Origin of the sequence: Exiguobacterium aestuarii, assembly GCF_020171655.1 — a bacterium.
Taxonomy (GTDB): Bacteria; Bacillota; Bacilli; order Exiguobacteriales; family Exiguobacteriaceae; genus Exiguobacterium; species Exiguobacterium aestuarii_A.
The window spans coordinates 30,587-53,545 of record NZ_JAIVAC010000006.1; the positions used below are offsets into that span (position 1 = coordinate 30,587).

Annotated in this window: 24 protein-coding genes and 2 other annotated features; all 24 genes read right to left on the reverse strand. The window is 47.6% G+C overall.

Annotated features, from left to right (window positions below; translation table 11 throughout):
• Nucleotides 1–21 precede the first annotated feature (21 nt).
• The 24 genes from rpoB to LCM29_RS14685 all read right to left on the reverse strand — a co-directional run bounded on the left by rpoB (nt 22) and on the right by LCM29_RS14685 (nt 22,734).
• The gene (gene rpoB, locus LCM29_RS14570) at nt 22–3,570 is read right to left on the reverse strand and encodes a DNA-directed RNA polymerase subunit beta (protein ID WP_214697140.1); all 3,549 of its coding nucleotides are present in this window, start codon (nt 3,568–3,570) and stop codon (nt 22–24) included.
• 193 nt (nt 3,571–3,763) lie between these two features.
• On the reverse strand, nt 3,764–4,360 hold the full coding sequence (locus tag LCM29_RS14575) for a class I SAM-dependent methyltransferase (RefSeq protein WP_074032423.1): 597 nt from the start codon (nt 4,358–4,360) through the stop codon (nt 3,764–3,766).
• A 79-nt stretch (nt 4,361–4,439) separates the two neighbouring features.
• On the reverse strand, nt 4,440–4,808 hold the full coding sequence (rplL, locus tag LCM29_RS14580; RefSeq protein WP_074032420.1) for a 50S ribosomal protein L7/L12: 369 nt from the start codon (nt 4,806–4,808) through the stop codon (nt 4,440–4,442).
• 61 nt (nt 4,809–4,869) lie between these two features.
• Nucleotides 4,870–5,376 carry a 50S ribosomal protein L10 gene (rplJ, locus tag LCM29_RS14585; RefSeq protein WP_214697119.1) on the reverse strand — a complete coding sequence of 169 codons (507 nt, stop codon included), beginning with the start codon at nt 5,374–5,376 and terminating at the stop codon, nt 4,870–4,872.
• 44 nt (nt 5,377–5,420) lie between these two features.
• Nucleotides 5,421–5,574: a sequence feature (ribosomal protein L10 leader region), on the reverse strand.
• Nucleotides 5,575–5,633: 59 nt separating this feature from the next.
• Complete coding sequence (gene rplA / locus LCM29_RS14590; protein ID WP_074032415.1) at nt 5,634–6,320, reverse strand: 50S ribosomal protein L1; 687 nt, start codon at nt 6,318–6,320, stop codon at nt 5,634–5,636.
• 94 nt (nt 6,321–6,414) lie between these two features.
• Nucleotides 6,415–6,840 (reverse strand): 50S ribosomal protein L11, encoded by a 426-nt coding sequence (gene rplK / locus LCM29_RS14595; protein WP_012727690.1) that lies wholly within the window; start codon nt 6,838–6,840, stop codon nt 6,415–6,417.
• A 147-nt stretch (nt 6,841–6,987) separates the two neighbouring features.
• Complete coding sequence (gene nusG / locus LCM29_RS14600) at nt 6,988–7,539, reverse strand: transcription termination/antitermination protein NusG (RefSeq protein ID WP_012727691.1); 552 nt, start codon at nt 7,537–7,539, stop codon at nt 6,988–6,990.
• 16 nt (nt 7,540–7,555) lie between these two features.
• On the reverse strand, nt 7,556–7,726 hold the full coding sequence (secE, locus tag LCM29_RS14605) for a preprotein translocase subunit SecE (RefSeq protein ID WP_074032412.1): 171 nt from the start codon (nt 7,724–7,726) through the stop codon (nt 7,556–7,558).
• Nucleotides 7,727–7,760: 34 nt separating this feature from the next.
• A complete protein-coding gene (gene rpmG / locus LCM29_RS14610; protein ID WP_026824819.1) occupies nt 7,761–7,907 on the reverse strand; it encodes a 50S ribosomal protein L33 in 147 nt (48 codons plus the stop codon).
• A gap of 129 nt (nt 7,908–8,036) precedes the next feature.
• Nucleotides 8,037–8,678: an RNA polymerase sporulation sigma factor SigH gene (sigH, locus tag LCM29_RS14615; RefSeq protein ID WP_031421852.1), complete on the reverse strand. Its 642-nt coding sequence runs from the start codon at nt 8,676–8,678 to the stop codon at nt 8,037–8,039.
• Between the two features lie 209 nt (nt 8,679–8,887).
• Entirely contained in the window at nt 8,888–9,427 is a 540-nt protein-coding gene (locus LCM29_RS14620; protein WP_224863689.1) for an NYN domain-containing protein, read from the reverse strand.
• The gene (gene rlmB, locus LCM29_RS14625) at nt 9,424–10,173 is read right to left on the reverse strand and encodes a 23S rRNA (guanosine(2251)-2'-O)-methyltransferase RlmB (RefSeq protein WP_074032495.1); all 750 of its coding nucleotides are present in this window, start codon (nt 10,171–10,173) and stop codon (nt 9,424–9,426) included. Before rlmB ends, LCM29_RS14620 begins: the two co-directional genes overlap by 4 nt.
• 109 nt (nt 10,174–10,282) lie before the next feature.
• Nucleotides 10,283–10,687 carry a Mini-ribonuclease 3 gene (locus tag LCM29_RS14630; protein ID WP_224863691.1) on the reverse strand — a complete coding sequence of 135 codons (405 nt, stop codon included), beginning with the start codon at nt 10,685–10,687 and terminating at the stop codon, nt 10,283–10,285.
• The gene (cysS, locus tag LCM29_RS14635; protein ID WP_224863693.1) at nt 10,684–12,081 is read right to left on the reverse strand and encodes a cysteine--tRNA ligase; all 1,398 of its coding nucleotides are present in this window, start codon (nt 12,079–12,081) and stop codon (nt 10,684–10,686) included. Before cysS ends, LCM29_RS14630 begins: the two co-directional genes overlap by 4 nt.
• Nucleotides 12,050–12,739: a serine O-acetyltransferase gene (cysE, locus tag LCM29_RS14640; protein WP_224863695.1), complete on the reverse strand. Its 690-nt coding sequence runs from the start codon at nt 12,737–12,739 to the stop codon at nt 12,050–12,052. The genes cysS and cysE overlap by 32 nt, the downstream gene beginning before the upstream one ends.
• Nucleotides 12,740–12,790: 51 nt before the next feature.
• Nucleotides 12,791–12,997 (reverse strand) — a binding site (T-box leader).
• A complete protein-coding gene (gltX, locus tag LCM29_RS14645) occupies nt 12,994–14,451 on the reverse strand; it encodes a glutamate--tRNA ligase (protein ID WP_224863704.1) in 1,458 nt (485 codons plus the stop codon). Its footprint overlaps the feature before it by 4 nt.
• A 45-nt stretch (nt 14,452–14,496) precedes the next feature.
• Nucleotides 14,497–14,970, reverse strand: a complete 474-nt coding sequence (gene ispF / locus LCM29_RS14650) for a 2-C-methyl-D-erythritol 2,4-cyclodiphosphate synthase (RefSeq protein ID WP_224863697.1) — start codon at nt 14,968–14,970, stop codon at nt 14,497–14,499.
• The gene (ispD, locus tag LCM29_RS14655; RefSeq protein ID WP_224863706.1) at nt 14,967–15,647 is read right to left on the reverse strand and encodes a 2-C-methyl-D-erythritol 4-phosphate cytidylyltransferase; all 681 of its coding nucleotides are present in this window, start codon (nt 15,645–15,647) and stop codon (nt 14,967–14,969) included. Before ispD ends, ispF begins: the two co-directional genes overlap by 4 nt.
• A 55-nt stretch (nt 15,648–15,702) precedes the next feature.
• On the reverse strand, nt 15,703–16,767 hold the full coding sequence (locus tag LCM29_RS14660) for a PIN/TRAM domain-containing protein (RefSeq protein WP_214761569.1): 1,065 nt from the start codon (nt 16,765–16,767) through the stop codon (nt 15,703–15,705).
• 113 nt (nt 16,768–16,880) lie between these two features.
• Nucleotides 16,881–18,257, reverse strand: a complete 1,377-nt coding sequence (radA, locus tag LCM29_RS14665) for a DNA repair protein RadA (RefSeq protein ID WP_074032385.1) — start codon at nt 18,255–18,257, stop codon at nt 16,881–16,883.
• Between the two features lie 57 nt (nt 18,258–18,314).
• Nucleotides 18,315–20,750 (reverse strand): ATP-dependent Clp protease ATP-binding subunit, encoded by a 2,436-nt coding sequence (locus tag LCM29_RS14670; protein ID WP_224863699.1) that lies wholly within the window; start codon nt 20,748–20,750, stop codon nt 18,315–18,317.
• 24 nt (nt 20,751–20,774) lie between these two features.
• The gene (locus LCM29_RS14675) at nt 20,775–21,818 is read right to left on the reverse strand and encodes a protein arginine kinase (RefSeq protein WP_214796626.1); all 1,044 of its coding nucleotides are present in this window, start codon (nt 21,816–21,818) and stop codon (nt 20,775–20,777) included.
• A complete protein-coding gene (locus tag LCM29_RS14680; protein WP_214697108.1) occupies nt 21,818–22,252 on the reverse strand; it encodes a UvrB/UvrC motif-containing protein in 435 nt (144 codons plus the stop codon). Before LCM29_RS14680 ends, LCM29_RS14675 begins: the two co-directional genes overlap by 1 nt.
• 5 nt (nt 22,253–22,257) lie before the next feature.
• Nucleotides 22,258–22,734, reverse strand: a complete 477-nt coding sequence (locus LCM29_RS14685) for a CtsR family transcriptional regulator (protein WP_224863701.1) — start codon at nt 22,732–22,734, stop codon at nt 22,258–22,260.
• Nucleotides 22,735–22,959: the final 225 nt, after the last annotated feature.

A 22,959-nucleotide genomic window follows, 5' to 3' on the forward strand; every position in this document is an offset into this window, starting at 1 on the left:
GGGCCGACCTCCCTTTTCGCCTTATTCCTCTTCCGTAACAGTCGGTTGAACGACTTGTTCTAACGCCGATGTTGCGTTCGGGATGTTGTCGTCATCTTCATCTTTCATTTCGACTTCTTCATCATCCGCTGACATCATCTTGACTTCCATACCGAGCGCTTGAAGCTCTTTGATCAAGACGCGGAATGATTCAGGAACGCCCGCTTTCGGAACGCTCTCGCCTTTCACGATGGCCTCGTATGCTTTCACACGACCAACCGTGTCATCCGACTTGATTGTCAAGATTTCTTGGAGCGTGTAGGCTGCGCCGTACGCTTCAAGAGCCCAAACTTCCATCTCCCCGAAGCGCTGACCACCGAACTGTGCTTTACCACCGAGCGGTTGTTGCGTAACGAGTGAGTATGGTCCAGTCGAACGAGCGTGAAGTTTATCATCAACCATGTGCGCGAGTTTGATCATGTACATGACACCGACAGAGACACGGTTATCGAACGGTTCACCCGTACGACCGTCATAGAGACGCGTCTTCGCATCTTTATCCATACCAGCCTCTTCAATCGTTGCCCATACGTCTTCCTCACGCGCTCCATCGAATACAGGTGTTGCCACTTTGATGCCGAGCTTCTTCGCCGCCATCCCTAAGTGAAGTTCAAGAACCTGACCGATGTTCATACGAGATGGTACCCCAAGCGGGTTGAGCATGATGTCAACCGGTGTACCGTCTGGCATGTATGGCATATCTTCTTCAGGGAGGATCCGCGAGATAACACCTTTGTTACCGTGACGTCCCGCCATCTTATCCCCTTCGTGAATCTTACGTTTTTGAACGATATAGACACGCACCATCTGGTTGACGCCTGGAGACAACTCGTCGCCGTTTTCACGGTCGAACACTTTGACATCCAAGATGATTCCGTCTCCACCGTTTGGTACACGAAGTGACGTATCACGTACTTCACGTGCCTTCTCACCGAAGATTGCGTGCAAGAGACGCTCTTCCGCCGTCAATTCCGTAACTCCCTTAGGCGTTACTTTACCGACGAGGATATCGCCATCCTTGACTTCAGCTCCGATGCGGATAATTCCACGATCGTCCAAGTTACGAAGCGCGTCATCTCCGACGTTTGGAATATCACGTGTAATTTCCTCTGGTCCGAGTTTCGTGTCACGTGACTCCGACTCGTACTCTTCGATATGAATCGATGTGTACACGTCATCTTTCACGAGACGCTCACTCATGATGATCGCATCCTCATAGTTGTAACCATCCCAAGTCATGAAGGCAACGACGACGTTACGGCCGAGCGCGAGCTCACCCATATCCATCGACGGACCGTCTGCAAGGATTTCTCCTTTTTCGACACGGTCGCCAGCTGCGATGATTGGTTTTTGGTTGTAGCATGTTCCTTGGTTAGAACGGACATATTTTTGAAGTTTGTAGCGGTCTAAATCACCTGAAACCTCAGAACCGTTAACGTCAGACGTACGACGGATCAAGATTTCACGCGCTGTGACACGCTCAACGACACCTGGGTATTTCGCAACGATTGCTGCCCCAGAGTCTTTCGCAGACACGTACTCCATTCCAGTACCGACAATCGGTGAATCTGGTTGGAGAAGCGGTACTGCTTGACGTTGCATGTTCGCTCCCATGAGGGCACGGTTCGAGTCATCGTTCTCAAGGAACGGGATACATGCTGTCGCGGCAGAAACAACCTGTTTCGGCGAAACGTCCATGTAATCGACTCGGCTTGGCTCAACTGACAAGTTTTGTCCGCGGAAGCGGCAAAGAACTTGTTCGTCTGCAAAGTGACCGTCTTCTGTGAGCGGCATGTTCGCCTGTGCGACGACATAGAGGTCTTCCTCATCAGCCGTCATATATTGGATATCGCCAGTGACAAGACCTGTTTCCGGGTCAACACGACGATACGGTGCTTCGATGAAACCGTACTCGTTCACTTTCGCATAAGACGAGAGTGAGTTGATGAGTCCGATGTTCGGTCCCTCTGGTGTTTCGATTGGACACATCCGACCGTAGTGCGAATAGTGAACGTCTCGAACTTCGAAACCAGCACGCTCACGTGTCAAACCACCCGGTCCAAGTGCAGAGAGACGACGTTTGTGCGTCAACTCAGCGAGCGGGTTTGTCTGGTCCATGAACTGTGACAATTGCGAGCTACCGAAGAACTCTTTAAGTGATGCGATAACCGGGCGAATGTTGATAAGCGCCTGCGGTGTGATCGCGTTTTGATCTTGAATCGACATACGTTCTTTTACGACACGTTCCATACGAGAAAGCCCGATACGGAATTGGTTTTGGAGAAGTTCTCCGACTGAACGAAGACGACGGTTTCCTAAGTGGTCGATGTCATCTGTTGTTCCGACTTCGTGAAGTAAATTGAAGAAGTAGTTGATTGAAGCGATAATATCAGCCGGCGTAATATGCTTGATACTACGGTCGATATTGCCATTTCCGATGATGTTCAAGACACGCTCTCCATCTGGGTCATCTGGTGAGATGACTTTGATTGATTGAAGACCGAACGGCTCACCTTCAGCGACACCACCAGTTGGTTCCGCATCGACATAACCGAGGCCGCTCTCCAAGTGTGGGAGGATACGATCTAAGTTGCGGCGATCGAGGACTGTTCCAGCTTCAGCGAGTACTTCGCCTGTTTCTGGGTCCACGAGCGTTTCCGCCAATTTTTGACCGAACAAACGGTTCTTAAGATGAAGCTTTTTGTTCATCTTGTAGCGACCGACGTTCGCTAAGTCATAACGTTTCGGGTCGAAGAAACGTGACACGAGAAGTGATTTCGCATTTTCTACCGTTGGTGGTTCACCAGGGCGGAGACGCTCATAAATCTCGATCAACGCTTTCTCTGTAGACTCTGTATTATCTTTTTCAAGGGTGTTACGAAGGTATTCGTCATCCCCGAGAAGGTCGATAATCTCTTGGTCCGTACCGAATCCGAGGGCACGCAACAACACCGTTACCGGGATTTTACGGGTACGGTCGATACGAACATAAACGATATCTTTGGCATCTGTCTCGAGTTCGAGCCAAGCACCACGGTTCGGGATGACGGTTGCGCCAAATCCACGTTTACCGTTTTTATCGAGTTTAGCGTTATAGTACACGCTCGGTGAACGGACAAGCTGGGAAACGATGACGCGTTCTGCACCATTAATGATAAACGTTCCCGATTCTGTCATGAGCGGGAAATCGCCCATGAACACTTCTTGTTCTTTAAGCTCACCTGTCTCTTTGTTTTGGAGACGCACTTTTACGCGAAGTGGCGCAGAATAAGTTACGTCGCGCTCCTTCGATTCATCGATTGAATACTTCGGCTCGCTGAGCGAGTAATCGATGAACTCCAATACGAGGTTTCCTGTGAAGTCGGAAATCGGTGAAATGTCCGTAAACATTTCCTTCAATCCTTCACGCAAGAACCACTCATAAGAAGCAGTTTGAATTTCAATCAAATTCGGAAGCTCTAATACCTCACTGATACGGGCAAAGCTTCTTCTCTGACGGTGACGACCGTACTGAACAAGTTGACCAGTCAACTGATTCACCTCTCAGACCCCCAATTCTTTAGCGAATTTTTCGGGCGTAGTAATCGAACATTGTCATTGAATGTCGCTCGTTTTCCGTCTCTAAAAAGCAGCAGACACGGCAGTTTCAAGCGAATTCCATTCCAATGGCATTTTATAATGTTAGCATATACGTTATGGCGAGTCAACAAGACTTCACCGTTTGTCAAGACCGAATTGCTCGGAAAATAAAGTAACCTTTTTCTTTCGCAATCGTTTCGACTTGACCAAACACCTCTTCTAATAATTTCTTAGCAGAAGGCGCTCCTTGTTTTTTCTGAATGACGACATAGATTGCTCCTCCATCGACCAAATGCGCATGTGCTTCACGCAAGATCGTATGGACGACTTGTTTCCCCGCACGAATCGGCGGATTGGTGACAATGGCGGCAAACCGTTCTCCCCCCACCGCGTCATACGCGTGAGAAAGTCGTGTTTCGACCGTCACTCCATTACGGGCGGCGTTTTGCTCAGAGAGCGCCAGCGCACGCTCATTCACATCGATGAGCAAGGCTTCACGCCCAGAGGCATCGGCAAGCGAGATCCCCATCGGACCATAGCCACAGCCTACATCTAAAATACGTCCTGAGACATCAGGCACTTCAAACGACTCAATTAAAAGACGCGACCCAAAATCGACTGATCCTTTCGAGAACACACCGCGGTCCGAAGTGAAATGATACTGTTTCCCTCGCAACTCGTACGTCCATGTCTCCGGGGCACTTTCCGAACGTGGATCGTTCGTATAGTAATGATCTCCCATGCGTTGAACCTCCTAACCCTTTCTTCAAGGAAATAAAAGAAGCTCGCCATGGCGAGCTTCTATAGGTTGTGAAGTTGAATTACTTAACTTCAACAGATGCGCCAGCTTCTTCAAGCTTAGCTTTGATTGACTCAGCGTCTTCTTTAGAAACGCCTTCTTTGACTGGAGCTGGAGTTCCGTCAACGAGTGCTTTTGCTTCTTTAAGGCCGAGACCTGTGATTTCACGAACAGCTTTGATGACGTTGATTTTACCAGCGCCAGCGTTTGTGAGTACTACGTCGAATTCAGTTTTCTCTTCAGCTGCTGCGCCTGCGCCAGCACCTGCAACTGCTACTGGAGCTGCTGCTGATACGCCGAATTCTTCTTCGATTGTTTTTACGAGTTCGTTAAGTTCGAGAACCGTCATTGATTTGAGGTCTTCGATGAATTGCTCTTTGTTGAAAGCCATTATGGTTTTCCTCCTTTGATGTTGTGAAAAAGTTTTTTTGAGTTACGCTACGCGACAAAAATTAAGCTGATTGCTCTTCTTTTTGTTCTGCGATTGCGTTTGTTGCGACTGCGAGCCCACGGATTGGAGCTTGAAGTACGCTGAGAAGCATCGAGAGAAGACCATCGCGTGATGGAAGTTCTGCAAGGGCTTTGATTTCTTCGAGTGAAGTCACTTTGCCTTCGATGATTCCGCCTTTAAGTTCGAGCGCTTTGTGCTCTTTCGAGAAGTCGTTCAAGATCTTCGCTGGAGCAACAACGTCTTCGTTAGAGAAGGCGATTGCTGTAGGACCAGTGAAGACTTCGTCAAGACCTTCGAAGTTCGACTGAGTAGCTGCGCGGCGAAGAAGACCGTTCTTGTAAACTTTGAACTCGATTCCAGCGTCACGGAGTGATTTACGGAGTGTAGTCACTTCTTCAACTGTAAGTCCACGGTAGTCAACAACAACTGTTCCAACGCTCGCTTGCATTTTCTCAGCGATTTCATCGACGAGTGCCGATTTCTGAGCTACGATTTTTTCGTTTGCCATGTGTTTGCACCTCCTAGTCAATTCTTATACCGGACGAGAGGCTGCTCTCCAAAAGAAATCCCTCGTATGAAGACATACGAGGGCGTAATTGTTTGAAAGTAAACCTGTGACAACAGGCTCAAGTTCGAGCAAAGACACCTCGGAAGGGTTTACGGACCGATGTCCACCTTCTGTCTACGGTAATCCAACATATTCGGTTGAACGTGTATTACTTTAACAGCGGCGTCACACGTTGTCAACAATTTATTTCAACAAGATTACTTAAGGAAATCCGCAGTCGCTACACGGATCCCAGGACCCATTGTAGATGAAAGCGCGATGTTTTTAAGGTAAGTTCCTTTTGCAGTAGCAGGCTTCACTTTCATGAGTGTTTCGAGGATTGTCTCGATGTTCTCAGTGAGTTTAGATGCTTCAAATGATTTCTTACCAACTGGAACGTGGATGTTACCAGCTTTATCAACACGGTATTCAACTTTACCAGCTTTGATATCCGCGATTGCTTTTTCTACGTCAAAAGTAACTGTTCCTGTTTTCGGGTTAGGCATGAGGCCTTTAGGTCCGAGAACACGACCAAGTTTACCAACTTCACCCATCATGTCAGGTGTCGCAACGATTACATCGAAGTCGAACCATCCTTGTTGGATTTTGTTGATGTACTCAGCGTCGCCAACGTAGTCTGCACCAGCAGCTTCCGCTTCTTTCACTTTCTCACCTTTTGCGAAGACGAGAACTTTTTGTGTTTTACCAGTACCGTGTGGAAGTACAACGGCACCGCGGATTTGTTGGTCTGCTTTCTTCGGATCTACGCCGAGACGGACAGCAACTTCGATTGTTTCATCGAATTTAGCAGTAGCTGTTTTTTGAACGAGCTCGACAGCTTCAGCGAGGTCGTATGACTTCGTGCGGTCAACAAGCTTAGCTGCTTCTTGGTGTTTTTTACCCATGATCTTTTCCTCCTTGTGGTTAGCGGAATTTCCTCCCACATAATGAAGGGATTGAAGGTGAGCAGTATTCACCGACAACCCCAGAGACTAACAATTAGTCTTCGATTACAATACCCATACTACGTGCAGTACCTTCAACCATAAGCATCGCTGTTTCTACAGATGATGCGTTAAGGTCAGGCATTTTAAGTTCAGCGATTTCGCGAACTTTGTCACGCTTAACCGTTGCTACTTTCTTACGGTTTGGTTCACCAGAACCACTCTCGATACCAGCAGCTTTCTTCAAAAGAACTGCAGCTGGTGGAGTTTTCGTAATAAATGTAAACGAACGATCTTCGTATACCGTGATGACTACAGGAATAATCAATCCGGCTTGGTCTTGTGTACGAGCGTTGAACTCTTTACAGAATCCCATGATGTTAACACCTGCTTGACCAAGTGCTGGACCTACTGGTGGTGCTGGGTTAGCTTTACCAGCTGGGATTTGAAGTTTAACGAGTTTAGAAACTTTTTTCGCCACGAGACACACCTCCTTAAGTCTAAAATGTGGTTTCTTGGACGTTGTGCGCCCTCCCACTCAATCTATTAGGTCGAGTTTGTACCGAAATATAGCACAACATCAAACATTTTCGATTGTACCATCCGTTTCACGGATTAGCAAGTGGGTTTAGTTAATTTTCTGAACTTGTTCGAAATCAAGCTCAATTTTTGTTTCGCGACCGAACATGTCGACCACGACTTTGAGCTTCTCTTTGTCGGCCTCAATCTCGTCGATTGTCCCTTCAAAGTTCTCGAACGCGCCTTCTTTCACGCGGACAAGGTCACCAAGCTCGTAGTTGTAACGATCTTTCTTCTCGATGAGTCCCATTTGTGACAAGACGTTTGTCACTTCGTCCGGTTGGAGCGGGATCGGTTTTGCCCCGCCGCCCGTTGAACCGAGGAAGCCGGTGACGTTAGGCGTGTTGCGGACAACATACCATGAATCGTCAGTCATGACCATCTCTACGAACACATAGCCCGGGAAACTTTTGACTTCACGCTCTTTAATTTTCTTTTCGCCACTCTTTAATGTGACTTCTTCTTGCGTCGTTTCAGTCGGGACGAGGACGCGGAAAATTTTATCTTCCATGTTCATCGAACCGATTCGACGTTCTAGGTTTTCTTTGACGTTATTCTCAAAACCTGAGTACGTCTGGACAACAAACCATTGTTTCTCCACGGCTTTCACCTCTTCCTTAGTTAATCAATAAATTGACGAGATAGCTGACTCCAGTATCTACGCCGAACACGAACAGGCCAATCACGACAACAGTCGCGATGACGGTAACGGTATATTTCGTGAGTTCTTTACGAGTTGGCCAACTCGTTTTTTTCAACTCTTTCCATACGTCGCGCAAAAAGTTCATGGTAGCTTCCTCCTACATTGAATGCCAATCTACGTTACTTTGATTCTCGATGCATCGTATGCGCGTTACAGCGGCGACAAAACTTTTTCATTTCAAGCCGTGTCGACACACCATCTTTTTTTGTCGTCGAATACTCCCGAGACCCGCATTCTGAGCAAGCGAGACTTACTTTCTTTGCCATTCATAAGCGCCCCTTTCGACTACTCCCTCTTAAAAAAGAGCGAAAAAAAAAACGCCTCCTGTAAATGGCGTCTACGGACAAGGCGCTGCTTTTAAAGTATCACATAGGAGGCACGCGGTCAATAATCGGTTAGCTCGTGAGCATCCGAACGTCAACATGACGCTCGAATTTCTTCTTCACACGCTGTAACGCATTATCAATCGATTTAACATGACGGTCGAGGTCGTCTGAAATTTCTTGATAAGAACGTCCGTCTAAATAAAGACGCAACACTTTCCGCTCGAGATCACTTAAAATCTCATCCATCTTCGCTTCCATAAACGTCTGTTCTTCTTGTGTCACAATGAGTTCTTGTGGATCAGTTGGATGTGGTGGCAAGATGACATCGAGTAACGTCCGGTCGGATTCCTCGTCGAAAATCGGTTTATCGAGTGACACATATGAGTTGAGCGGAATATGCTTTTGACGTGTCGCCGTCTTGATTGCTGTGATCATCTGACGAGTGATGCACATCTCGGCAAAACTTTTGAACGAGGCGAGTCGCTCGTCTTTATAGTCCCGCACCCCTTTATAAAGACCGATCATGCCCTCTTGGACGATGTCCTCATGATCTGCACCAATCAAGAAATAAGAACGTGCTTTCGCGCGTACAAAATACCGGTATCGTTCAATCAAAAACTCGAGCGCGTCGCTATCCCCTTCGTTGCGCGCCAATAAGACCAACTCTTCGTCTGACATTTTTTCAAACTGTTCGTACGGCCATCCGTTCATGCTCGTTACCCCCCGGCGATTGATCCTGAACTATGTAAGGTTTTGTCCCATTATAGGACCCCCTACTCCTATGCGTCAAACAAATTTCTAAAAATTCCGTCAATTAAATGCTGTGTAACTCATATATGTAATAGTATACAACATTCCTTTGCAAAAAAATGTCAAAATCGAAACAAAGACGAGTCCATTTCATGAACTCGTCAGTGATTTCAATCATCTTTTGATTTACGACGTCGCATTTCTTCAAATCGTTCTTGAATATGCGGAGGAATATCGATTGTTTTTCGATTCGACTGTTCCTTCTCTAACGAGAGACGTTGTTGCTCAATCAGTGTTTTGGCATGCTTCCAATCTTTTAATAACTCGGTCGCGGGAACACGTAAGGCACCTTGGCCGAAAATGACCCACTGCTCGGTGAAATCGTTCGTCGCAACGAATAGTGTGACGAGTCGGTTATCTACCAGTTCGTGCGCTCGCCGCTCAATCCACTCGTCCGCCGTCTCGTTCTCTTTCGTATAGACGACATCGACACGACTTCGCTTTTCTTTCGATTCACGACCGTAACGCATATGGGCATCAAAGACGACGGTGACTTCTTTTCCAGATACGGCCTGATATTCCGCCATCGCTTCAATTAACAAATTGCGCGCTTGATCAAAATCCATATCGCGCAAACTTCTTAAATGCGGCCACGCCCCGATGATGTTATATCCGTCGACAAGAAGGAGCTCGCGCTTTTGGATACTCATGCTAACGGGTTACGTGAGCGATGCACTTCATACAGAAGGAGTGCCGCTGCAACAGATGCATTGAGTGACGTGACATGACCAACCATTGGTAAGTGAACGAGGAAGTCGCATGATTCACGTACGAGGCGGCTCATTCCCTTCCCTTCACTTCCGATGACCACGACAAGTGGCATATTCCCATCTAATCGACGATAGTCCTGACTCTCTTTCGCATCGGTCCCAACGACCCATAATCCTTTTTCTTTCAATTCTTCGAGTGTCCGCGTCAAATTCGTCACGCGTGCAACCGGGATATGTTCAATCGCTCCAGTCGACGCTTTGGCGACCGTCTGAGTCAAACCGACCGAGCGGCGTTTTGGAATGATGATTCCATGTGCGCCGACAGCATCCGCGGTCCGTAAAATCGAACCGAGGTTATGTGGGTCCTCGAGTTCATCTAACAGAATAAAAAGAGGTGTCTCTTCTTTTGAAGCTGCGAGTGCGAACATGTCCTCGATTGTTTTATACTCATAGGCCGCGACGGCTGCCACGACACCCTGATGATGTTCACTACCGGCCATCTTCTCAAGCTTTGTTTTCGGTACGAATGACACTTGGACGGATGCTTCATTCGCCATCGCGATGATTTGAGCGAGCGGGCCTTTTTGTTGCCCTTCCATAATAAATACTTTGTTCATGTCGCGACCGCTTCGAAGTGCTTCGAGTACAGGGTTTCGCCCGTAAAGGAAATCGATCCCTTCCTCCATCACGTCTACTTCCTTATAGTCCGGTCGTTCCGCCTTCTGATGGCGTGCACGCTCTGGTCGTTCCCCACGAGGACGGTCAAACGTTCGTTTTTCCGCCCCTCGTTTTCCGTCATGTCGTTTCGGTCGACTCGGCTTCGAGTCGTTCGAACGCTTGTTTGATGAGTTCTTCAAGACGATCCCTTCTTTCTGTTAAGTAGATATAGCCAATCAATGCCTCGAATGCTGTGGAATAACGATACGTATGGACGTCGACCCGCTTCGGAATCGAGCCTGATTTCGCATTTTTGCCACGTCTGACGACAGCTTGTTCTTCTTCCGTCAACACGTCCGTCTCTAGCCAATAGGTCACGACGCTCGCTTGCGCCCGCGCGTTCACATAACGGACGGCACCTCGATGCAAATCGTTCGGGCGCGTCAATCCTTGTTCGAGCAGTCTTTTCCGTACGGCCAATTCATACACCACGTCACCCATGTAGGCGAGCGCGAGGGCATTCATTTGTTTCGGTTGCATCATAACCGTTTCCACCGAACCCCTTGGGCCGTGTCTTCGAGTTGGATGTTTTGTTCTTTCAGTAAATCACGAATCTCGTCAGCGCGGGCAAAGTTACGTGCCGCGCGTGCTTCGTTTCGTTCTTGAATCAATTGATCAATCTCGGCATCGAGCAATTCTTTCTCTTCAGCTAGCGTCAACCCGAGCACACCTGTCAATTCGTCGAATAACGACAGAACTTGTTCGAGTGTCGCTTTTGCCACATGGTCCGCCTTGGCGTAAATGTTCGCTTCTCGTGCCAGGTCAAAGAGGACGGTCATGGCATTTGCCGTATTGATATCATCATCCATCGATTCGATGAACGACGTCTTGATTGCTTCAAGTTTCCGCTCCATCGACTCGCTCGGTTCACCAAGTCCAGCCGTTACCGATAAACGATATTCGATGTTTTGATACGCTTCTTTGATTCGACTCCAACCGTTCGCCGCTTGTTCAATTAGTTCACGGCTGTAGTTGATCGGATGACGATAATGGACGGACAACATGAAGAAACGAAGAACCATTGGGTCTACTTCTTTCAGTGCTTCGTGGACGAGCAGGAAGTTTCCGAGCGATTTGGACATCTTCTCATTTTCAATGTTGATGAATCCGTTATGCAACCAATAGTTGGCGAACTTCGCGTGGTTGCACGCCTCTGACTGGGCAATCTCATTCTCATGGTGTGGGAATTTTAAATCGTGACCTCCCGCATGGATATCGATCGTTGCCCCGAGATGCTTTTTCGCCATCGCCGAGCATTCGATATGCCAACCTGGTCGTCCTTTGCCCCACGGACTATCCCAAGAAGGTTCGTCCGGTTTAGCAGCTTTCCATAAGACGAAGTCGAGCGGGTCTTCTTTCTTTTCTCCTACATCGACACGCGAGCCTGCCCGTAAATCTTCGATCGATTGTTGACTTAACTTCCCGTACGTCTCAAACTTCTTCGTCCGGAAATAAACGTCGCCTTCTGATTCATAAGCGAACCCTTCCGTCTCTAACTGACGGATAAACTCGATAATCTCTTCCATCGTATCGGTAACGCGTGGGTGTACGTCTGCCGGTTGCACGTTCAATGCTCCCGTGTCGGCTAAATAAGCTTCAATATAACGATTCGTCAACGTCTCGGTGTCTTCCCCGAGCTCGTTCGCAGTACGAATGATTTTGTCGTCTACGTCCGTAAAGTTTAGGACGTACTTCACCTCATACCCACGATATGTCAAATAGCGACGAACCGTATCGAAGGCGATGGCCGGACGGGCATTCCCGACATGGATGTAATTGTAGACGGTCGGTCCACACACATACATAGATACTTTACCCGGAACAATCGGAACAAACGGTTCTTTTTTATTCGTGAGACTGTTGTACAGCTGAATCATGTGTCTTCTCCTCCATCCGCTTTTCAAGCGTCGCTAATTTTTGTTGTAGTTCATCCACTGCCGCTTCTAAGCGTTCTTGACACTCACGGTCCGGATCTGGGAATCGATGATCGAGGTCATGTTGCTTCACACGCTTCCCGTTTCGAATGACGACACGTCCTGGAATCCCGACGACGGTCGAATCAGACGGTACATCGTTCAAGACGACAGAGCTCGCTCCGATTTTGACGCAATCGCCAACCGTAATGTTTCCGAGCACTTTCGCCCCTGCCGAGATGAGCACATCACTCCCAATTGTAGGATGACGCTTCCCTTTTTCTTTCCCTGTTCCCCCAAGTGTGACGCCTTGATAAATCGTCACGTCGTTCCCGATAATCGCCGTCTCTCCGATGACGACACCGAAACCATGATCGATGAATACACGGTCGCCGAGAACTGCTCCAGGATGAATTTCAATCCCGGTCAACCAACGACTGAACTGGGCTAACAACTTGGCCACTAGCTTCACGTTACGTTTCCATAATCCATGCGCGATGCGATGTGCCCATATGGCATGTAGACCTGGATACGTCAGTGCCACCTCTACTTTTGAACGGGCGGCAGGATCTAGTTCCAAGACAGTCCGCAAGTCTTCGCGTATACTGCTCCAAAATCCCATAATTCATATCTCCTTTTCTTATACAAAAACAAAGACGCCCCTGTGCCAAGGCACAGAGACGCCGTAAGCGCGGTTCCACTCTGTTTGGGAAAAGTGTTCCCCTCTCAAGTCTCGTTAACGCCGAGTCACGGCCTCGACTACGTATCGCCGAGACGGCTCCGAGGTGCACTTCTTCGGGGGACACATCTAGAACTCCCAGCCTAGGTTCTAGTCTCTGCAAAGTGTCATACCGCTTACTTTCCTCATCGATGCCTTTATGCTAATAAAGTTGTCAGACGCTTCAAGACACGCTCTTTTCCGATTAACGAAATCGCGTTCGGAAGCTCTGGGCCATGTGTTTGTCCTGTCGTCGCGACACGGATTGGCATGAACAAGTTCTTTCCTTTTTGACCAGTCGCTTTTTGCGTCGCTTTTGTCGCCGCTTTAATCGCTTCTGGTGTGAAGTCGTCGATTCCTTCGAGTTGTTGTTTGAACTCTGCAAGGACAGCAGGCACCGTTTCCCCTGAAAGGACAGCGTTCGCTTCCTCGTCATACTCGATCTCATCTTTGAAGAACAAGTCTGTCAACGCGACAATCTCCGCCCCGTGCGTCATTTGTTCTTTATACAATGCGATCAAGTTTGTTGCCCAATCTGCCTCCTCGACAGATACCGCCTCGGGTAATCGTCCTGCTTCTTGTAAGAATGGTAAACTGAGTGCCACTACTTCGTCAAGCGTGGCCTTCTTCATGTATACACTGTTGATCCAAGAAAGTTTTTGTTGGTCAAACACAGCCGGACTCTTCGACAAGCGGTTCGCATCAAACATTTCAATGAACTCTTCTTTCGAGAAGATTTCTTCTTCTCCGACCGGTGACCAGCCAAGAAGAGAAATGAAGTTGAAGAGTGCTGCTGGTAAGTAGCCGAGATCCGCATATTGCTCAATGAACTGGATGATCGATTCATCACGTTTTGACAATTTCTTATGTTGATCGTTATAGATGAGCGTCATGTGACCGAATTCAGGATATTCCCATCCAAGCGCGTCATATACCATCATCTGTTTTGGTGTGTTTGCGATGTGGTCGTCTCCACGCAAGACGTGGCTGATCTTCATCAAGTGGTCGTCGACAACAACAGCGAAGTTGTAAGTCGGAATCCCATCTTGTTTCACGATGACCCAATCACCAAAGTCTTTCGACTCGAATGAGACATCACCTTTGACGACATCCGTCCACTTATACGTCACGCCTTCAGGAACGCGAATTCGAATTGACGGCTTGCGGCCCTCTGCTTCAAACGCTTCACGTTCTTCGACAGTCAGGTTGCGGTGCGCACCAGAATAACGCGGTGCTTCGCCGCGCGCGATTTGTGCTTCACGCTCTGCTTCGAGCTCCTCTGATGTCATATAGCATTTATAAGCAAGACCTTTGCTCATCAATTCGTTGACGTATTTCTCATAAAGTGAAAGACGTTCCATTTGATAATATGGGCCGTAGTCTCCATCACGACCTGGACCTTCATCCCAATCGATTCCGAGCCACTCCAAATACTTCATTTGACTCTCGACACCATTTAATACATTTCGTTTTTGGTCAGTATCTTCAATTCGAAGAATCAATTTCCCGCCTGCATGACGAGCAAATAAGTAGTTAAACAACGCAGTCCGCGCATTTCCGATGTGGAGATGCCCCGTCGGACTAGGCGCATAGCGTACACGCACTTCACTCATAATAGTTCCACCTTTCTTCTCTTCTGCCCAAATAGTATACCATTTCTGTCAAGCCCGGTTGAGTAAGATGACCGCTTGCGCCGCGATTCCTTCTTCACGTCCTGTGAAGCCGAGCTTCTCCGTCGTCGTCGCTTTTACGTTCACCTGTTCGATGTCCGCTTCAAGGAGGTCAGCAATGACCGCTCGCATCTCATCAATATAAGGACGTAGCTTCGGACGTTGTGCCATGACGGTCGCGTCCACATTTCCGAGGACATACCCCTCATCTTTCACAAGTTGCCATACGTGGCGAAGTAACGCTTTCGAATCCGCATCTTTAAATTCCGGATCCGTATCAGGGAAATGCTTCCCGATATCACCTGCCGCAATCGCTCCAAGCGCTGCATCGGCAATCGTATGGAGTAACACATCCGCATCGGAATGACCAAGTAGCCCACGTTCATGTGGAATCTCAATTCCTCCTAAAATTAATGGACGTCCTTCCGCAAATGCGTGTACATCAAATCCTTGACCAATTCTCATTGTATGTCCTCCCTCGCTAAAATCGCATCACCAAACAGTAAATCCTCTGGCGTCGTCATCTTAATATTATGATAGTCCCCAAGAACGACTTGTACTGTCTCACCAAGCCATTCGAATAAGCTCGCATCGTCCGTTCCCATCATCTGTTTTTCGACCGCTCGTTCATGTGCCGCTAAAATCGCCTTGGCCTGAAAAGCTTGCGGCGTTTGCGCCAACCATAGATTTTCCCGAGGAACCGTTCGTTCGATTTGATGACGTTCGACTTGTTTAACTGTGTCTTTGACCGGTACCGCTAAAATAGCGCCACCTTGTAACGCCGCTTCTGCCACTTGATGCAGCTGTTCACGTTTTACAAACGGACGGGCACCGTCATGAATCATCACAATCGTATCTGGTGCAACCACCTTGAGCCCCGCATGGACACTCTGTTGTCGTTCTCCCCCACCTGCTACATATGTAATCGGTGTTTCGACTTGTGCCGTGATCGCTTCAAACCAGTCACGTTCCTCTGGACGAATCGCCAAAACAATCCGTTCACACCAAGGATCGGTATCGAACGCTTGTAACGTCCACGCGATAATCGGTTTGTCACGGAGCGACAACATGAGTTTGTTCGCATCCGCTCCCATTCGTTTTCCTCTTCCCGCAGCCGGGATCACAACTGTATAAGATACTATGTCAAACACCTCTCTTCGTGAAAAAAGAGAGCGCTCACGCGTCTCTTTTTGTTCGTTATTCAGGACGAGCAAAAATCATTCGGCCTGCAGATGTCTGCAGCACACTCGTCACGACGACAGGAAGCGTCTTCGAGATCAACTTACGTCCACCTTCCACGACGACCATCGTCCCGTCTTCGAGATAGGCAACACCTTGATTTTGTTCTTTCCCTTCTTTAATGACAGTGACGACCATCTCTTCGCCAGGGATGACGATTTGTTTGACGGCATTCGCTAAGTCATTGATGTTCAAGACTGGAACATTTCGCACTTCACAGACTTTGTTTAAGTTGTAGTCGTTCGTGACGACAATCCCATTTTTCAACTCTGCCAACTTGATTAATTTGATATCGACTTCTGGTACGTCTTCAAAGTCCCCATCATAAATTTCAACTTGGATTCGCTTGTTTTCTTGCAGTTCTTTTAAAATATCAAGTCCACGACGACCACGGTTTCGTTTCAACGTATCCGATGAATCCGCAATATATTGGAGTTCTCCGATGACGAACTGAGGAACGATCAATGTGCCTTCCACAAATCCGGTCGTGGCGATATCTGCGATACGACCGTCAATAATGACGCTCGTGTCTAAGATTTTATCATTCGAACGTTGTACCGGTTCAGCCGCCGGTTTCTCCCGCTCACTCTTTACAAATAGTTTGATCCATTCGTTACGCTTCCGATATCCGACCGCGAAACCGAAGTACCCAAACAGCGCCGTGACAAAGATTGGAACAATCTTACTCAGTAAGAAAATGTTCGTTACTTCAAGCGAGACACTAATCAAAAAGGCGATCAAGAGCCCGATAATGAGGCCAATCGAACCGAATAAAATATCCCCTACCGGTAAACGGACAAGCCGTTCTTCGACAAAACGAATAAATGCAACAACACCATCGGTTAAGAATAAACTAAGAATGAAGAAGATAAGTCCACCAATCAAACTTGCTACGTATGGAATCGTTAACCATTCCGGCACATTCATCCCGAGGTCTCCTAATAATAGCGACGCCTCGATAATCCCGAACCAACCCACGACGAGCCCAATCAAAATAAATCCGATTCGTACAGCAATCTTCACTCATTCCACCTCCTTCTATATGAAATAAAATTTCAAAAATAACACTTTTATTGTAACATGGTTTTTTCAATCACGTTCGTTACAAAGCGTTAAAAACTGCCATTGGCGACCCGTTAAAACGGGATCGCCAACTGCAGTGCTTCGTCCACCGTTCCGACGCCGACCACTTCAATCCCTGCTGGAGCGGTCCATCCACCCATGTTGTTTTTCGGAATGATGGCACGTGTGAATCCTAGTTTTGCGGCTTCGGCGACACGTTGTTCAATCCGCGATACGCGTCGCACTTCTCCGGTCAATCCGACTTCACCGATGCAGACATCCGTCGGACGGGTCGGACGGTCACGGAAACTCGAGGCAATCGAGACACAAATCGCGAGGTCAATCGCAGGCTCATCTAGTTTAACGCCACCCGCCGCTTTCAAGTATGCGTCTTGTGTCTGAAGCAACAAACCCGATCGTTTCTCAAGGACGGCCATCAGAAGCGCGACCCGGTTTTGGTCGATTCCCGTCGCCATACGTCTCGGGTTACCGAATGATGTTGGCGAGATGAGTGCTTGTAGTTCGACGAGCACTGTCCTTGTCCCTTCCATCGAAGCGACGACCGTCGAACCGGACACACCGGCGGTTCGTTCTTCTAAAAAGATTTCGGACGGGTTAAGGACTTCTTCTAGCCCACTCTCTTTCATCTCGAAGATCCCGATTTCGTTCGTTGAACCGAAACGGTTTTTCACCGCGCGTAAAATACGGAACGTATGATGACGCTCCCCTTCAAAGTAAAGGACCGCATCGACCATGTGCTCGAGTAAACGTGGACCCGCAATCGATCCTTGTTTCGTTACGTGACCGACGATGAACACAGCAATCCCTCGTGTTTTTGCAATTTTCATGAGCGCTGCTGTACATTCTCGTACTTGTGACACACTTCCTGGCGCCGATTGAATTTCATCCATATACACCGTCTGAATCGAGTCGATGATGACAAACCCGGGTTGTTCTTCATCAATGACGCGTTCGATCATCAACATGTCTGTCTCAGCGAGCACAAACAAGTCTTCGGTCGGTAAGCCGAGACGTTCCGCTCGCAGTTTCGTCTGCTTGAGTGATTCTTCACCTGAGATATAGAGCACCTTTTTACCACTATGGGCTAGATGTGCACTGACCTGTAAAAGAATCGTCGACTTCCCGATTCCCGGGTCCCCGCCGACTAAGACGAGTGAACCCGGAACGATCCCACCACCGAGCACACGGTCAAATTCACGACTATTCGTGTGCACGCGTGTCTCTTCTTGTGAGACGACGTTTGCGAGTCGTTCTGGCTTCAATTGTCGAGATGAACTATGCACAAACGCTGCGCCACGTTTGGCTTTCTTCTCTTCGACAAACTCCTCAACGAGCGTATTCCATTCATTACAACCTGGACAACGTCCCATCCATTTGGCTGATTCATATCCACACGATTGGCAGACGTATTTCGTTTTAATTTTGGCCATAAGCTTCCTTCCTGTCTAAAAAAAGCTCCCTCATAAACAACGAGGGAGCTGAATGATTTACTGAACCACACCTTCGTTACGAACGACAAACTCTCCATCTTGTACGTCGAGCGCAACTTTACTGCCTCTAGCGATTGTGCCGCCGAGCATTGCTTCTGAGAGGCGATCTTCCACTTCTCGTTGAAGGGCACGACGGAGAGGGCGAGCCCCGTATTCCGGATCGTAGCCGACTTCGGCAATCTTGTCGAGCGCCGCATCCGTCAAGCTGAAATCAACTCCTTGTTCGGCAAGACGTTTCTTGAGTGTCTCTGCCATAAGTTTGATGATTTCTTGAATGTGCTCTTTTTGAAGTGAATGGAAGACCGTGATTTCGTCAATCCGGTTCAAGAACTCAGGTCGGAACGCCTTTTTCAGTTCCTCGAGTACTTTATCCTTCATTTCCGTATACTCACGTTTCACATCATCTTCGACTGTGAATCCAACATATTTATTACGTTGAAGCGCTGCGGCCCCGACGTTTGACGTCATGATGATGACCGTGTTTCGGAAGTCGACCGTGCGACCTTTCGAATCCGTCAAGCGACCGTCGTCAAGCACTTGAAGTAAGATGTTGAACACTTCAGGGTGCGCTTTTTCAATTTCATCGAGAAGGATGACCGAGTATGGTTTCCGGCGTACCTTTTCTGTCAATTGACCGCCTTCTTCGTAACCGACATAACCAGGAGGCGAACCAACGAGACGGCTCGTCGCATGTTTTTCCATGTACTCTGACATGTCGATTCGAATAATCGCATCCTCATCCCCAAACATCGCTTCGGCAACTGCGCGAGCGAGTTCGGTTTTCCCGACTCCGGTAGGTCCAAGGAAGATGAATGAACCGATTGGACGTTTTGGATCTTTCAAGCCAGCACGAGCCCGACGAATGGCGCGGGAAATTGATTTCACCGCATCGTCTTGACCGATGACACGGTTGTGAAGAATTGATTCGAGTTTGAGGAGACGGTCTGTCTCTTCTTCGGCAATCTTCGTGACCGGCACACCTGTCCAGTTTGCGACAACTTGAGCGATATCTTCTTTCGTCACTTCAAGTTTTTCGTTTCCTTGCTTGTTCTGCCATTCTGCTTTCAACTCTTCTAACTCATCGCGTAACTTTTGTTCTGTATCACGGAGAGAAGCTGCTTTTTCAAACTCTTGGCTTTGAACAGCAGAGTCTTTTTCTTTACGAATCGATTCAAGGCGTGACTCCAACTCTTTCAAGTTCGGTGGTGCCGTGAACGAACGAAGTCGTACTTTTGATGCCGCCTCATCGACGAGGTCAATCGCTTTGTCCGGTAAGAAACGATCCGAGATGTAACGGTCAGACAGAACGACCGCCTCGTGAATCGCTGTGTCCGTAATCGTTACGCGGTGATGCGCTTCATAACGATCGCGCAACCCGAGTAGGATTTGTTCAGCTTCTTCTGTTGTCGGTTCATTTACTTGAATTGGTTGGAAGCGTCGTTCAAGCGCTGCATCCTTTTCGATGTACTTCCGGTATTCATCAAGTGTAGTCGCCCCGATACATTGAAGTTCACCACGAGCCAATGACGGCTTGAGGATGTTCGACGCATCAATCGCACCTTCTGCACCACCCGCACCAATCAATGTGTGCAACTCGTCAATGAAGAGAATGACGTTTCCTGCCTGACGAATTTCATCCATTACTTTTTTCAATCGATCTTCGAACTCACCACGATATTTCGTACCTGCTACGAGTGTACCCATGTCGAGTACCATCACTCGTTTATTGCGAAGTGTTTCAGGTACTTCGTTGTTAATGATTTGTTGAGCGAGACCTTCGACTACTGCCGTTTTCCCGACACCTGGTTCTCCAATAAGAACCGGGTTGTTTTTCGTACGACGAGATAAGACTTCAATGACACGTTGAATCTCACCTGCGCGGCCGATGACCGGGTCTAAACGTGACTCACGTGCTTGTTGCGTCAAGTCGCGTGCCAATCCATCAAGTGTTGGGGTTGCAGCGCTCGCGCCTGGTTGCGAAGCATTTGAAGAAGACTCCGTGTTACCGAGAAGCTGTAATACTTGTTGACGCGCTTTCGTCAAACTGATTCCAAGGTTATTGAGGACACGTGCTGCGACACCTTCGCCTTCACGAATCAATCCAAGAAGGATGTGCTCCGTTCCAACATATGAATGTCCTAGTTTTCGTGCCTCATCCATCGAGAGTTCAATGACCTTTTTCGCACGTGGTGTGTAGTGAATCGTCGATCCATTCTCAGAACCGCGTCCAATCAATGATTCTACTTCTTGTTGAATTTTTTCAGAAGTCAATCCGAGAGCGAAGAGCGCTTTTGCCGCAATCCCTTCTCCTTCACGAACCAATCCTAATAAAATATGTTCTGTACCAATATTATGATGGCCAAGACGTACTGCTTCCTCTTGTGCTAAAGCTAATACGCGCTGTGCTCGTTCTGTAAATCGTCCAAACATCATTGACAAAACCTCCTTGTAGTTGGATCAAACTAAGCCTTGATCTAACGTTCGACGAACGAGGGTCGCTCGTTCTCGATCCCGTTCTTGCGTAGATAATGTTTTCCCGAAATGTTTTTGTAGAAAACCTGATTGTAGCCGAACAATGAGTTCATGGAACTTTGGTGGACTCCAATCAGACAAAATCCCTAGGTCACTCGCTAAATGTAAATCAGATAATCGTTCGATGGCTTCAGTAGAAGATAGTAATTTAGCATATCGCAAAATACCATATGATCGATAAAATCGATCTTCCAACTCTTCCTGTCGATTCGCAACGAGTTCTTCGCGCGCATGACGCTCTGCTTGAATCACTTGTTCTGTCACTTCCATAAAGTCAGCCAGTAACTGTGACTCGTGACTCCCTAATGTCCGTTGATTCGACAGTTGGAACAAGCGACCCGCCGCATCACTACCTTCACCATAACGACCTCGAATCGTATAGCCAAGTTTTCGAAGTTCTCGCAAGATTGGACTGATTCGTCCCGTTAAGGTGAGTCCCGGCAAGTGTAACATGACCGAGGCACGAAGTCCTGTTCCGATATTGCTTGGACATGTCGTCAAATAACCTAACTGTTCATCAAACGCATACGATAGAGATTCTGCACATAATGCGTCAACTTGTTTCGCTAATTCAAACGCCTCTTTCACTTGATATCCTGGAAGTAGCGTTTGAATGCGTAAATGGTCTTCCTCATTAATCAATACACTAATTGTTTCATCTTCACTTAAGAAGACCGCACTCTCTTCATTGGTTGCAACGGCTGGGCTAATGAGGTGTTTCTCCATCAACGCCTGTCGTGTCACTTCATCATAATCACGCATATGAAGATATTCGAATCCTTTCAACCCACGTAGACGCCCTTCTAGACGATCACAAAGCTGACGTTCTCCTTCTTTAGAAAGTACGGGAGAGAATACCGTGTCTTTGACATTACGTGCCAGTCGAATTCTTGTAGAAACAACCAAATCATCGAGCTTGGCACGTTCTTTCATTTTTGGACCAAGTGGATGTGTTAGGAAAGTTTCCATCAGACATCTCCCTGCCCTTCTAATTGCTTCATTTCTTTTTGAATGCGTGCTGCCCGTTCATAATCTTCTTGTTCGACAGCGCGGTTCAACTCCCCTGCCAACTTTTCGAGCCGTTCTTCAATCCGTTCATGTGGCGTGCGTAACTGGTCAGGGATTGAACCGATATGATGATCGTGTCCTTGTTGATATTGACGAGTGATTTTAATCAATTCATCCCGAAATACGGTATAACATGTAGCGCATCCTGCTTTTCGTACGCGCAATAGGTCTTGGCGTGTCATCTGACAAGTCGGGCATCGCTTCACGACTGGTACATATCCTGTCATCAGTTCTACCGTACATTGTCGACATAATCGTTTTTTTACGGGTACATCTTGTTCCATCACAACGACTTCATTGACAGCAGGTCGTTGTTTACAACGTTCGCATAACATACGACTTATCCCCCATTACGATAACGAAGTACTTTCATCAGTGCCAGCAATTGTTGACGTCGAATAAAAGAGCGATCATCAACTCGTAAGTTTAATGCTTCATCTGATAAGAGATGGTAAATCAATTGCGCTTCTTGTTCGTGCATCATTTGTTCTTCCACTAATCGCACGAGCACATTTTCAACGAGTTGTTCATTCAAACGTGGATGCTCATGAATGATATCCATCAAACTAGAGAGCACATCTTGTTTTTCATGTAAGATGACGCGTCGGATCCGAATATATCCACCGCCACCTCGTTTACTTTCTACTAAATATCCTTTTTCGACGGTAAAACGTGTGTTGATGACATAATTGATTTGGGATGGGACACATTCGAATCGTTGCGCGATATCTTGGCGTTTAATCTCGATTGCATTTGCCTGACTTTCCTTCAATACTTGCTTCAAATACTGTTCGATAACATCCGAAATATTTCTCATCTCCACCACCCTCTGACCATCTTTGACTTTTGACTATATTTTATCATTGATTTAAAAAAAGGCAAACGAAAAGCGATGCTCTCATAGAGAGCACCGCCAATCAATTAAAAAAACGACCGAGCGTATGCTCGGTCGTCCTCTCTGTTGTTGCCTGGCAACGTCCTATCCTCACAGGGGGAGATCCCCCAACTACTTTCGGCGCTGAGACGCTTAACTTCCGTGTTC